Source organism: Alteromonas infernus, from assembly GCF_902705815.1.
Genome location: NZ_CACSIG010000086.1, coordinates 1 through 13,565 on the forward strand (window position 1 = coordinate 1; position 13,565 = coordinate 13,565).

Sequence of the window (13,565 nt, forward strand, 5' to 3'; positions counted from 1 at the left end):
CAGCTAATTATGGACCGAAAAAATGTCAGGGAGACACTCGGTTTTTATTGAGTTGTTATGCATCATTTTCCAAAACATCCAAGTTGCAATGGACTAAATCTGCGCCTTCTAGATTAGCGCACTCTCTATAACCATATTGCTTCAAAGATTCAATGACGGCGTTGTTTGTACTGTAGGTTCCTGTATTTAAACCATAGTCATTTTTATAGATATCTCTCAATCGAATATCGTCACGATACATGAGCGACACCGCAAGAACATACTGAAACTTAGCCGTTTCTTTGTCCTCCAATGAGGCTTCATATAAAGCAGTAAGAAGCTGGATGTCATTCCAACGATCGGAAGACAAATTGACAGTTGTGACTAACGCATCTATGTATTCTGAACTCTTTTTTGAAAGTGTAAAATATTTACCTGCTAAGAACGAAAAACCGGCTACTAATATTAAAGTGACAAAAAAGAGTTTATTTTGCATGTTCATCCTGATGCATAACACTAAGCTTTGGGGCGCAGGCACGGGGCTACAATCGCGAAGCGGCCCCGTGTTTGCGTCCCAGCGAACGAAGTGAGCGGCAACAGCGTTTTGTTAGCGGCCATGGCCTACTCCGCGCTGTTTCATATAATTAGCGAGCTGAACTGAATCGTTGTTTTGGCTACCAAGTAATGCTTCATAAACGCCAAGTTGATCTTGGCTTTTCTTGTGCTGCCCCAGTTTTTCTTTTCCTTGAATATCGGTTACTACCACTTTAAAACCTACTACAGCGTTTAATAATTTCTGAATGTATTTTTGCGGCATGAGATCTAAGTTATCTAATATCTCTGGTTCGTACTTATGAATCAAAGAATTTATTGCGTTAAGCGTTTCATCTGCATTCAGTTCATGAAATGTTCCAAAACAATGTACTGAAGCGTAGTTCCATGTTGGGACCGCTGGGTTTGAAACATACCAAGTAGGTGAAATATAGGAATGCGGCCCATTAAAAAGAACAGAGACTCGCTTTCCAGAAAGGCCTTTCCACTGCGGATTGGCTCGAGCCATATGTCCTATTATGCAACCATTCGCATTTTCTGATGTATCAAAAATCAGAGGTAGGCGCGTTGCCTCCAAATCTTGGGTGATTAATGTGCCAAAACCAAAATCAGATATGAATGCGCTGATAGTTCGCATATCTGACATTTCCATATTTTTTGGGGTGTACATTCAAATCCTCAATGCTAATGGCTGCTAACTTTTAAATAAGGGGCGCAGGCATGTGGGGCATAATGGCGAAGCCGCCCCGCATGTATGCGTCCCAGCGAACGAAGTGAGTGACTTGATTTTTTTGTTAGATGGCATTAGCCGCAAGTGTTCGAAGCTCACTTTCGTATCCTTGCAAGTTGAAATTCGTTGAGCACTTATTCATAAAACCATGAAAATAAGGCACCTGCCTAATTTCGGTTCTTTCTGTGTTGTGCAATTCCGAGATTAATTCTGGTACCGAAAAGTGTTTTTCTGTTTTTGGGAAAACAAGAGTAACTGGAAATAGTGGAACAACTTTTCGGTTATTTCTTATTTGAGACCCGTAAAAGCATATGGCTTTTTTTATGCGTGAAGATGCAAAACTTTCTGAGAGATTCCAAATGGCAGCAGCACCGATACTGAATCCGACGAGGTTTACAGAAGAATCCAAGTTGGTTAGCGAGTTAATCAAATGCTTGCTGTAATTTCCCAAGCCGATATTAGAGGAGAAATACTCATATGCATCGCTTTCAGTTTGGAACATTTTATATTGACCGTCATACGGGTCGACGATGAGATGGTTCTTACAAATGATATTTGCCAACTCTTCAAGAGCTGGTGTTTTACCAAAAATATCTGCAACGATTACAGTAGTCACCTAAACCTCCGTGCCATCTAACAGTTTAGTGTAAGGAAAAAATCCTTTATGTAAGGTGGAAAATTTCCGTATATCACTTTTTATTTGGAACAGATTATCAAACAAAAACAACACACAAAATAAAAACGAAAGGTTTTTTAGATTGAAAGCCGGAAAATTTCTCTTTTATTTTTACCTATAGCAAAAGACTGAAGTGCTGGTTATAAAAACAGTGCTTCTTGCTAATTATAAATAGGCGTCAGGGTGAATCTTGTTAACCTTCCACTCGCCATCTTCTTTAATCAAATCCAGGCTTCGTAGGTCTTCTACTTTATCGCCGTTATAGTTGCCGCTTAAAAACACGGTAATCGTTGATTTTTCTGCAAACTCGTTTCTGCCAACCCGTCCCGCGCTTTGAGGGGTAACTGTCACTGTGTCGTATTTTAAATTAAGCAAGTGGCGTTGAACGTTACTATTCGTGTGATATCGGGTGAGTATTCTGGATAATTTTTCGCTAGAAAGCTGTATCGCAGTATCTAAGTTGTCGTCTTCATAAACACTTTTTAGAAATTTCACGGTAGTGTATTCGGGAGTGCTCTCGTCTAGCATGCCGTAGCGGCCAATGCCTTCTTCTTTTTCACCGCAGCCGGATAAAATCAATCAAAACTGTAAAAAGCCCCAAAAGGGCGTACCACATACGCGTTTTCATTTGATATACCTTAATTTGAAGACGTCCGTTTCTTATTGATAGTTTTATATCTTAATGAAGTCAATGTACTGTTCGCTTCAATAAGCTATTGCTTGATTATTCACAATATTTAATGGAAAAGCAAAATAAGGAATGGGGGGCGTAACGCAAGAGGTAGTATAGGGAAGTCATCTAAGGCTGATTGAGACAAAAAAAGCGAGGCTTCAACAAATGCCTCGCTTCTCTAATTAAAAACGTTGCGTTTTTATTGAACTTCTTCTTGCTCGTCAAATGCACCAGCAAACAGCGGGCTACTTAGATAACGTTCGGTACCGCTAGCTAGCAGAACAACCACTACTTTGTCTTTGTTCTCTGCGCGTTCGGCAAAGCGCTTTGCAGCCACAACTGCAGCACCAGAAGAAATACCGGCAAGAATACCTTCGTCGGTCATAAGCTTACGCGCCATATCCATACATTCATCGTTGGTTACTTGCTCAACTTCGTCAATTAAGTCTAAGTCTAGGTTACCTGGAATGAAACCTGCGCCAATGCCTTGGATTTTGTGTGGTCCAGGTGTGAGTTCCTCACCCGCAAGCGCTTGCGTGATAACCGGTGAGTCCGTTGGTTCTACTGCGATAGACGTAATAGCTTTACCTTGGGTATTTTTTAGGTATCGGCTTACACCGGTAATCGTACCACCGGTACCAACACCTGCTACAAATGCGTCTACTTTACCGTCTGTATCTTCCCAAATCTCAGGGCCAGTGGTTTTTTCGTGAATTGCCGGGTTAGCAGGATTGTCAAACTGCTGCAGCAATACGTACTTATCTGGATCTGAAGCCACAATTTCTTGTGCAGCAGCAACCGCACCTTTCATGCCTTTAGGCGCTTCTGTTAGCACTAGGTTTGCGCCTAATGCTTTAAGTAGCTTGCGGCGCTCTAGGCTCATGCTGCTAGGCATAGTAAGCGTTAGTTTGTAACCGCGAGAGGCAGCGACAAACGCAAGCGCTATACCTGTGTTACCGCTGGTAGGCTCTACAATCTCTTTACCTTCGGTAAGGACACCGCGCTTTTCAGCATCCCAAATCATGTTCGCACCAATACGGCACTTAACGCTGAAACTTGGGTTGCGCGATTCAATCTTAGCGTACACATTACCTGATGTTACGCGGTTTAGCTTAACTAGTGGCGTGCGGCCAATAGATAGGGAATTGTCGTCAAATACGTTCATTATAAATCCTTACCTCGTTCCTGATTTAAAGGAAACCCCGTCTGTCGTGATCTGTACGACCTTTTTAGTAGTTAATAATTCAGCGCACGTGATAGTTAATAATTCACAGCCTAAATTAGGGGATTTCGTCATACCCCTATATCATTGGTCCCAAACTGTAAAATGCAAAGTGTTTTTTAGCTATATGTTATATCTATGGGCAATCATCTAGGTGCCTTGATAATATAGTAAAAATTGCAAAGACGAAAAATTAAACGGAGTACAACAATAATGGCTTTTAGTGGCACGTCTAATTATATCGCAACCAAAGACTTACAGCTGGCGGTTAACGCTGCCATTACCTTAGAGCGCCCGCTACTTATTAAAGGTGAGCCGGGCACAGGTAAAACCATGCTTGCCGAAGAGCTAGCCGAGAGTTTAGGTACTGAACTCATCCAATGGCATATTAAGTCAACTACGAAAGCGCAGCAGGGCTTGTACGAATACGACGCGGTATCGCGCCTTCGCGATTCCCAATTAGGTGACGATCGCGTTCACGACATCAGTAATTACATTGTAAAAGGTAAGCTGTGGGAAGCATTCAGTGCAGAAAAACGTCCCGTTCTCCTCATCGATGAAATTGATAAAGCCGATATCGAATTTCCTAACGACTTACTGTTAGAGCTCGATAAGATGGAATTCTTCGTTTACGAAACACAAGAGCGTGTAGTCGCGAAGCAGCGTCCTATTGTAATTATCACGTCGAACAATGAAAAAGAGCTGCCAGATGCCTTTTTGCGTCGTTGTTTCTTCCACTATATTCAGTTCCCGAACCCAGATGAAATGCAAGAAATCGTAAATGTGCATTTCCCGGATCTAAAGAAAAATCTGCTTGATGAAGCGTTGAAAGCCTTTTTCGAAATTCGCGATGTACCTGGCCTCAAGAAGAAGCCTTCTACCTCTGAACTGATAGATTGGTTAAAGCTACTTGTCGCTGAAGATATTCCACCTGAAGCGCTGCATTCAAAAGACGGCAAAGCATCAATACCGCCACTATACGGTGCTTTACTTAAAAATGAGCAAGACATTCATTTGTTTGAAAAACTGGTCTTTATGGCGCGTCGCTAATGCTTATTCAGTTTTTTTATACACTGCGAAAGTATCAGGTTAAAACCACGCTCCGCGAGTTACTTGATTTGCTCAAAGCGTTGGAGCATCACGTGGTATATGCCGACATCGAAGCTTTCTACAGCTTGTCTCGTACCATTATGGTGAAAGACGAAACCCAGTACGATAAGTTCGATAGGGCATTTGCTGATTATTTTGAAGGGGTAGAGTCTGTCGATTTGTTCGGTAAAGACATCCCAGAAGAGTGGCTGCGTAAAGAGATTGAAAAAAACTTGAGCCCGGAGGAACGTGAAGCGCTGCGTAAAGCTGGCGGACTTGACGAACTTATGGACACCTTGAGAAAGCGCTTGGAAGAACAAGAAAAGCGCCATCAGGGGGGGAAATAAGTGGGTAGGCACTGGCGGTACGTCGCCGTTTGGCGCCTATGGCGACAACCCGGAAGGTGTACGTATAGGTCAGAAAGGAAACCGCAAATTCTCTGCCGCTAAGGTGTGGGATAAGCGAGAGTTTAAAAACTTAAGTTCTGATGTTGAGTTAGGTACGCGCAACATTAAAGTGGCGCTTCGGAAACTGCGTAAATTCGCGCGCACAGGTGCTAGCGAACACTTAGATGTACCTACTACCATTGGCGAAACCGCGAAGAAAGGCGGCCTGCTTGATATTCACATGGCGCCAGAGCGCCACAACGCGGTTAAAGTGTTAATGTTCTTTGATGTAGGCGGTTCAATGGATCCCCACGTTAAGAGTACCCAAGAGCTCTTTTCTGCCGTACAAACCGAATTTAAGTACTTAGAGTACTTTTATTTTCATAACTGTGTATATGAAGAGGTGTGGAAAGACAATTTACGGCGGGAGAAAGAGCGTATTCCTATTTGGGATATCATTCATCGCTACGGTAAAGATTACAAGGTGATATTTGTCGGTGACGCCACTATGGGGCCTTACGAAATAACCTATCCAGGTGGCAGCGTAGAGCATTGGAATGAAGAGCCGGGTAGTGTGTGGATGCAGCGTTTGTTGAATCATTTTAGCAATGCCGTGTGGCTTAATCCGCAACCTGAAAACTATTGGCCTTATTATTCATCTATCAAGATCATCCGAGAGATCATGGAACAGAGAATGTATGGGTTAACCCTTGAAGGTCTAACTGAAGCCATAAAAGGGCTAAGTCGTAGCCGTTAGGTATAAACGACAATCGCTGATGAGCACGCGGAATTTGAATTTAGGTGATTATAATATAGCGTTCGTATTACTTGCTGGCGGGCAAAGCGCCCGTTACAAGGGTAATAAGCTGCTATCTACTCATCCCGTTTCTTCATTACCTCTTATTGAGCACAGCGTACGTACGCTCATTAAAGCAAAAGAGATATACCTTACCGCGCCATCGGCTTCTGCTTCTAGGGCTTTGTTTACAAGGGCGTGCAATCAGTCAACGTTACCGGTTCAAAACCAAGTCACTGTTGTTACGGGTAAGTGGCATTCAAGTATAGAAGCTCAGTTGAGTCAGCTACCGGTTAACCTTGTATGTAACACGGCGTGGAAAGAGGGGATGGCTTCCAGTATTCGGGTAGGTGTAAAACATGTTCTGTCGATTTCTTCACAAGCCGCGCTAAAAGATAAAACCATTTCTGAAGGTACACTTAAACCAGATTGCCAAAAGGAAGCGGACTGGCCCACTCACGTTTTATTTTCATTGGCAGATTTGCCGTGCCTTGTTGAAAGTGACGTGTTGCGGCTTATCGAAGCGTCGCAAAAGAACCCTAATAATATTGTTTGCAGCCAATGGCATATCAGTCGTGAAAAGCCAGGCGTAGCAAACAATTCGGGTGCACGGTTAACGGTACCAGCCATATTCCCCAAAGACATGTTTAACGAGCTACTTTCACTTCGCGGGGATGTGGGCGCTAAGCCAGTTATTAACAAATACTTAAAGGCGGGAAGGGTAACCATGGTGCCTACACCGAATGCGCAATTCGATATAGACACACCACAGGATTGGTCGCGCATAAGCCGTCTTTTCATTTTACCCAGTCATAATCTCGCACAGAGTAAAAAGCCAAAAGACGCTTAGGCAAACAGTAAGCTAAGCTACACGGCGTTTAAACGCGCTGCATTACTAGGGCGTTGAACATAAAGAAGGCGTGCGCCCAACATGATCGCCGCCGCGCTTAAACCTACGATAATACCAATCCAAAAGCCCGCAGCTGCCATTGGCTCTGTAGTTATCCAACTGGTTCTGCCTAAGACTACGCCAGTCGGTAGGCCGATTAACCAGTATGAGACAAAGGTAATGAGAAACATCGCTGTAGTATCCTTATAGCCACGTAATGCATTGGCCGAAATAACCTGTACCGCGTCGGATAGCTGAAATAGGGCGGCGTAGATAAGGAGCGCATTGGCAAGGGTGTAAACCGCGTCGTCACTGGTATAAAGGCCAATGATGAAGCCTTTAGCTAGCAGTGTAAATGTTGCGGTGCACACGGCAGAGCAAAAACCAATAAAAATGGCGGTGCGAGCTGCAATTTTAGCTTGCCGCTGATTGTTTTGGCCAATTCGGTAGCCTATTCGAATAGCCGCTGCCATACCTATACTCATAGGAAACATAAACATGAGGGCTGAAAAATTCAGTGCAACTTGATGTGCGGCAACGGTTGTTGCGCCAAATGGAGCAAGCAGCAGTGCAACCAGTGAAAATAAGGTCACCTCAAACAGAATGGTCATGGCGATAGGTAACCCAAGTTTGAACGTTCTCGTTATGGTGGCCAAGTTTGGTTTGTATAGCTGCCCGAACAGGTTATATTTTTGCAAAGCTGGCGCAAAGCGTACGTATATCACTGTGGCGATAAGCATGGTGTAAATAACGATGGCTGTTGCAATACCACACCCTGCACCGCCCATTGCGGGAATCGGTCCAGCGCCGTAAATGAATAGATAGTTACCTACTATGTTGGCCATCAGTCCAATTACAGTAATAGTCATTGTTGGCTTGGTTTTGCCTAACCCTTCGCAGTAGTTTCTTAGCCACTGGTAAAGTGCAAAACCGGGCATTGCAAATAACACGTATAGTACGTAGTCCACGGTTATACTGTATAGTTCTGAGGCCATTGGGAATAAAGCAACAATACTTGCTGTAAAGGGAATTAAACCCGCCACCAGTACGCCTACAAAAAAGACCAAGTAGCCTGCCTGTTGACTAGCATCGGCAATGCCATTTAAATTCCGATTTCCTTGTAAACGAGAAATAATAGGGGGCAGCGCTAACGCAATCCCCTGAATAAAACACAGCAAAGGTACGGTAATACTGAAGCCCAGCGCTACGGCTGCCATATCGGTTGCACTGTAACGGCCTGCCATGATGGTATCGCTCACGCCCATTAGCATTTGCGTAATTTGAGCAACCAGTAAAGGCCAAGCTAGTTTTAAAATATCTCTACCTTCTAAAAGAAAGCGTTTTTTATTCACGGCAATGTGTCTCTTAAGTTATCGCTAAGGTGCGAGCAGTGTGTCGGTTTATGTATTAGTGCTCTTGCTTAATAGGTTAAAGCGTGTGGAATTGAATAATGTACGTTAACCCTTCAAGTGCATACTTTATTTAAAAATGAAGAGGCATTACTTGAACCGTATCGCCTTCTTTTAATTCGCTTACTTCCTCAGGTACTATCATCAGGCAGTTTGCAGATGTAATTGACGTCATTACCCCAGAACTCTGCGATTTAAATGGCGTGACTTCCCATTCACTTTGTACATTTTTAGCCATGGTGGCCCGCTGAAAATCCCGACGGCCTGCACGGCGCTTTAAAGGCGTTGTGATAGTGGCGTTAATAAAGAGCGGCTCGTGGGGCTTTGCTTCTCCTTGCATTTTTTTGATAACGGGCACAACCAGTAACTTTGCGGTGACAAATGACGACACAGGGTTACCAGGTAGGCCACAGAAAAGCGTATTATTTATTTTACCTAAGGCAAAAGGCTTACCTGGTTTAACTGCCACTTTCCAAAAGTCTATGCTGCCTAGCTCTGCAATAATATCTTTAACATAGTCGGCATCGCCTACCGATACGCCGCCGCTACTTACCATGACGTCAACGCGCTTGCTAGCCTCAATGAAAAGTTCCCGTAGCGAAACTTCGTTATCTTCAACAATGCCAAAGTCGATAAGCTCAACGTTTTCGTTTTGCAAAATACTGGCAATGCCTACCCGGTTCGATTCGAAAATTTGAGTGGCGGCGCGGCTTTCGCCCGGTGCAGCTAGTTCAGAGCCTGTAGCGACAACCCCCACGCGCAGCTTTCGGAAAACGTCTATTTTACTTTTTCCTTGTGAAGACAGTAGCATGAGGTGCTCGGCGCGCAGTCGAGTGCCCTTATGAACGAGCGTATCGCCACAGCCAATATCATTGGCCTTTTTACGAATGTTTTCGTGGGCGATGGGGCGTTTGTCTATCTCCACATTGCCGTTGCACTCAGAGGTATTTTCTACCATAACAACGGCATTGGCGTTGTTCGGAATAGGGGCGCCAGTCATTATTTTAAATGCCTTACCTTTTTGTAGCGGGGTATCGGCTTCCATACCTGCTGTGATAATACCTTGAACTTCGAGTTCATTGCTGCCAGAAAGGTCTTCAACGTTAACGGCGTAGCCGTCCATTGCTGAATTGTCCCAAGGCGGTACATCAAGGGTGGCAACAAGGTCGTGCGCCAAAATGCGATTGTTAGCCTCAAAAATGCTCACTTGCTCTACGTCGTCAATGGCGTACGCCGCGTCTAATGCTTTGGCCAGAGCTTCTTCTAATGAAAGCCATTTTGATGACATACCCGTCACTCCTTGAAATATTTAACACGCGGATATTACAGAAAAAGCCGCGTTATACCAAAGGTTAAAGCGTGAAATAAAAGAAAGCGGGGAGTATTTTCCTTCTTCAGCTTTTGGCCCCCGTGTTTGGGTTTAATTTAAGCGCGCAACGACAGAATGTCGCTAAAGCTATCGAACACCCAGTCAGGCTGGTAGGTCGCAATACTTTCACCGTAATTGTACCCATAGGTAAGGCCTATACTTTTTATATTCGCGGCTTTAGCGGCAAGAATATCATTCTTAGAATCGCCTACCATTACGCATTCAGAGGGTAAAACGCCCAATTTTTCACAGGCATGCATAAGCGGTAAAGGAGAGGGTTTCTTCTCTAAAAGCGTGTCACCGCCAATGGTAATTGAAAACAAGGGCAACAATGAAAACGATGTAAGGATTGGTTCTATAAACTCTGAAGGTTTATTTGTTACTAACGCAAGTGTAAAGCCATGCGCTTTAAGAGTTTTGAGCGTGGCGGCAACACCGTCGTAAAGCACGGTGCTTTTGGTTTCTAATGTTCTGTAACAGATAAGAAATTTGTCTAGCGCGATATCAACTTCTTCTTGGCTAAAAGCGTGGTTAATTTTTGTATTACCGCTTAAACCTCTTTCAACCAGAACCCGAGCGCCATTGCCCACCCAGTGCCTTACTTTCGCTTCCTCATAGATTGGCAGGTTGTAATCACTTAGCATCAGGTTCAGGGCTTTCGCTAAATCTGGCACAGAATCTACTAGTGTTCCATCTAGGTCGAATAGAAAGGTATTAATATCTTGCATGAACATATAATAGGAGGGAGTGGTAGGTTAATCATAACACCGCAGTATCCGTACCGCGGTATATTTATCGACCAGTTGGGTTATTCAAAATCTTGGTTACTGATCCACAGTACTTGGTAGGGCTTCATTTGTAAAAAGCCGCTGGAAAGTGAAATCTCATCACGGGTAATGAGGTCAATCCAGTTGTCTGTACCTATCAAGTTAATGTCAGAAAGCAAAATAGTTTGCTCTTCGTCACAAATATTGCTGATACAGAAAATACTTTGCTTTCTGTCTAAGCTCTGACGCCAATAGCCGAATATTTGATTGCCCAATTGCAGCGTAAACTGCGTAGCATTGGGGTGGAATGCAGGCTGTGCCTTACGTATGCGGATTAACTGAGAAATACGAGTTAAAACCTTGTGATGTTGAGAGAACGGAGAATCTAACAAGGCTTCTAGTTCGTTAAAGTCCCAGCGCTTTCTGTTTATCGAGCGGTTCTGGCCAGTGTTAGCGACTTTCTCATAGTCGTTAGAGGTGCCCAGTAAACTATGAATATAGATACCAGGAATACCTTCCATGCCTAACATAATGGCATGTGCACAAATAAAACGGTCGACCTGATACTTGTCAGGCCCCTTTATCGTGCCTTGCAGAGCGTCAAACAGTGTGATGTTAATTTCATACGGTTTTTGCTGACCATGCTCAGAGGCCCGCCAAGATACTTTTCCACCGAAGTGCTGCATGGCGTGAACCAAATCAGATATTTCCTCTTCAGAAAGCAGGCCTTCTGCAGGGCGCAGCCCAATACCATCGTGCGAAGCAATAAAGTTAAAGTATGCCGTTCCGTTTTGTGCAGGAGGCATGCTCATCATCCAGCTCTTCAAATAGGTACAATCACCACTTACCAGTGTGTTTACAAGCAGTGGCGGTAACGAAAAGTTGTAGATTGCATGGGCTTCATTTGCATTACCAAAATAGGTTAGATTTTCCCTGTTTGGAATATTTGTTTCGGTAATGATAATGATGGATGGGTCAACGTGTTCAATCAGGGTTCTTATTAAACGAATGACTTCGTGAGTTTGAAACAGATTAATGCTGTTTGTGCCCACAATTTTCCATAGAAAGGCAACCGCGTCTAAACGGAATATCTTGGCGCCTTTATCAATGTACAGTTTAATGATATCGATAAACGCTAAAAGCACTTTAGGGTTTCTAAAGTCAAAGTCTACTTGATCGTGACTGAAGGTACACCACACATACTTAGTGCCATCGGCGGTCTCGGTTTCACGCAACAAAGGGGAAACACGAGGGCGGGTCACCAGCGATAAATCGTCAGCCGGATCTGCGGTAAAGAAAAAGTCAGATCCCGGCCCTTCACCTTTAACAAAGTTGTCGAACCAAACGCTGCGCGCAGAGCAGTGGTTTATCACTAAGTCTGTCATCAAGCCATAATCTTTGGCTATAGCTTCGATATCATCCCACGACCCTAATGCTTCGTTTACCGTAGAGTAGTCGATGACAGAAAAACCGTCATCGGAACTATAAGGAAAGAAGGGAAGAATATGCACGTTATTGATTGTGTTCTTACAATAACGATGCATGAACTTATTCAACGTAACAAGAGGGCGCTCATCTTCATCAATCACGCTATCACCATAGGTGATCATGATAATGTCTTCTTCATCCCAATAGTTGTGATGAGATTGAGGTGAAGCTATATCTGTTTGTTGCTGAATACCTATTGTATTCATTAGCTCTGTGGCTAGCGTCTCATAAGAGACGTCTAGCGCTACATCGGCGTAAATGCTTTCTAAATGGTGCTTTACTTTGTCATGGAGGTGCTCCCATGCCATATTACTTACTCCATATATTCTGCAGTGTCAGCTTCAACCGCTTCTAATAAGCGTTCTAAAATATCCGGTACCGCACTAGTAACGCGGTTCCAACTAGGGATAAACGGTGTTTCCATTGGGTTTTCTAAGAAATTTTGTCCCGCTTTCATTATATTGCTGGCAAACATTTCTACCGCTTTTTCCTCGCTGTGAATGTCTAAGTTTAAGCCGTTCATTACCGCGTCATTGTGATAGGTTTCTATAAAGTCTAGCGCAATACGGAAATAGGTAGCTTTTATTGAACGGAACATTTCGTTACTAAAGGTATAGCCTTGAGTCGCGAGCTTTCTAAATATCGCTTTAGTAATGTCGATAGACATTTTAGACAAACCGCCCTGGTCGTTATTTAGCGATAGGTCTTGGTGCTTATGGTCGTAAATGTCACAAATATCAGCCTGGCATAGGCGGTTGTGAGAATAATTTCGATGCATTTCAGAAAGCACACCAATCTCTAATCCCCAATCGCTGGGAATGCGGATATCGTTCAAAACGTCACGTCTGAATGAAAATTCACCGGCCAATGGATAGCGGAAGCTGTCCATGAATTCCAAATATTCGTTATCACCCATTATGCGCTTTAAGGCACGTAGTAAAGGCGTTACTAACAGGCGCGAAACTCGGCCATTAATTTTTCCATTAGCCACACGAGCGTAATAACCTTTACAGAATTCGTAGTTGAACATAGGGTTTGCAACCGGATAAATTAGCTTGGCAAGCAAATCTTTTTCGTAAGTCACAATGTCACAATCGTGCAGCGCTACAGATTCAGCGCGATTAGACGCTAAAACGTAACCCATGCAGTACCATACGTTTCTACCTTTGCCTAACTCTTTAGGGGCTAATCCTTGTGCCTGTAGCTCTTCATCAAGTGCTTTTAGTCGCGGGCCATCGTTCCATAGCACTCTGTGGTGCTGAGGAAGTTTGCCAAAGAATTTAAGTGCGTGCTTGTATTGCTCTTCGTTAGCTCTATCTAAACCGATAACAATTTCTGAAAGATAGGGCACGTTGGTCAGTTCATTCACAATATGCGGAAGAGCTTCGCCTTCAAGTTCGGAAAAAAGAGACGGTAAAATAAGTGCCATCGGGCGCTTTTGTGAAAACTGAAGCAACTCTGCTTCAAGCTCTTCGGTAGGACGACGAGCCAAGTTATGTAACGTAGTAACCACACCATTTTGATAAAAATCAGCCATGTG

General features: G+C 43.7%; 12 protein-coding genes and 1 pseudogene. 3 read left to right on the forward strand and 10 right to left on the reverse strand.

The window, feature by feature from the left end; translation table 11 throughout:
* Nucleotides 1-55: 55 nt before the first annotated feature.
* The 5 genes from ACX5J7_RS19380 to cysK all read right to left on the reverse strand — a co-directional run bounded on the left by ACX5J7_RS19380 (nt 56) and on the right by cysK (nt 3,775).
* A complete protein-coding gene (locus ACX5J7_RS19380; protein WP_334050969.1) occupies nt 56-475 on the reverse strand; it encodes a hypothetical protein in 420 nt (139 codons plus the stop codon).
* A 111-nt stretch (nt 476-586) separates the two neighbouring features.
* On the reverse strand, nt 587-1,201 hold the full coding sequence (locus tag ACX5J7_RS19385; RefSeq protein WP_498707923.1) for an FMN-binding negative transcriptional regulator: 615 nt from the start codon (nt 1,199-1,201) through the stop codon (nt 587-589).
* A gap of 124 nt (nt 1,202-1,325) precedes the next feature.
* Complete coding sequence (locus tag ACX5J7_RS19390; RefSeq protein WP_498707924.1) at nt 1,326-1,877, reverse strand: hypothetical protein; 552 nt, start codon at nt 1,875-1,877, stop codon at nt 1,326-1,328.
* Between the two features lie 225 nt (nt 1,878-2,102).
* The gene (locus ACX5J7_RS19395) at nt 2,103-2,516 is read right to left on the reverse strand and encodes a nuclear transport factor 2 family protein (protein WP_498707925.1); all 414 of its coding nucleotides are present in this window, start codon (nt 2,514-2,516) and stop codon (nt 2,103-2,105) included.
* 293 nt (nt 2,517-2,809) lie between these two features.
* Entirely contained in the window at nt 2,810-3,775 is a 966-nt protein-coding gene (gene cysK / locus ACX5J7_RS19400) for a cysteine synthase A (RefSeq protein WP_498707926.1), read from the reverse strand.
* Between the two features lie 270 nt (nt 3,776-4,045).
* Here cysK and ACX5J7_RS19405 point away from each other — a divergent pair, with 270 nt between their 5' ends.
* The 3 genes and pseudogenes from ACX5J7_RS19405 to ACX5J7_RS19415 all read left to right on the forward strand — a co-directional run bounded on the left by ACX5J7_RS19405 (nt 4,046) and on the right by ACX5J7_RS19415 (nt 6,953).
* On the forward strand, nt 4,046-4,882 hold the full coding sequence (locus tag ACX5J7_RS19405) for an AAA family ATPase (protein WP_020743720.1): 837 nt from the start codon (nt 4,046-4,048) through the stop codon (nt 4,880-4,882).
* Nucleotides 4,882-6,064: pseudogene (locus ACX5J7_RS19410) on the forward strand (vWA domain-containing protein). The gene ACX5J7_RS19405 and the pseudogene ACX5J7_RS19410 overlap by 1 nt, the downstream one beginning before the upstream one ends.
* A 19-nt stretch (nt 6,065-6,083) precedes the next feature.
* Complete coding sequence (locus ACX5J7_RS19415; RefSeq protein ID WP_498707927.1) at nt 6,084-6,953, forward strand: nucleotidyltransferase family protein; 870 nt, start codon at nt 6,084-6,086, stop codon at nt 6,951-6,953.
* A gap of 17 nt (nt 6,954-6,970) precedes the next feature.
* Here the strand turns inward: ACX5J7_RS19415 and ACX5J7_RS19420 are convergent, their stop codons facing one another.
* From ACX5J7_RS19420 to ACX5J7_RS19440, 5 genes are all read right to left on the reverse strand, one after another.
* A complete protein-coding gene (locus ACX5J7_RS19420) occupies nt 6,971-8,344 on the reverse strand; it encodes an MATE family efflux transporter (RefSeq protein ID WP_498707928.1) in 1,374 nt (457 codons plus the stop codon).
* Between the two features lie 130 nt (nt 8,345-8,474).
* Entirely contained in the window at nt 8,475-9,689 is a 1,215-nt protein-coding gene (gene moeA, locus ACX5J7_RS19425; RefSeq protein WP_020743716.1) for a molybdopterin molybdotransferase MoeA, read from the reverse strand.
* A gap of 137 nt (nt 9,690-9,826) precedes the next feature.
* On the reverse strand, nt 9,827-10,498 hold the full coding sequence (locus ACX5J7_RS19430; RefSeq protein WP_498707929.1) for a phosphoglycolate phosphatase: 672 nt from the start codon (nt 10,496-10,498) through the stop codon (nt 9,827-9,829).
* Nucleotides 10,499-10,578: 80 nt separating this feature from the next.
* On the reverse strand, nt 10,579-12,333 hold the full coding sequence (locus ACX5J7_RS19435; protein ID WP_012518648.1) for a sugar phosphorylase: 1,755 nt from the start codon (nt 12,331-12,333) through the stop codon (nt 10,579-10,581).
* Nucleotides 12,334-12,338: 5 nt separating this feature from the next.
* A complete protein-coding gene (locus ACX5J7_RS19440; RefSeq protein ID WP_012518647.1) occupies nt 12,339-13,562 on the reverse strand; it encodes a glycosyltransferase family protein in 1,224 nt (407 codons plus the stop codon).
* Nucleotides 13,563-13,565: the final 3 nt, after the last annotated feature.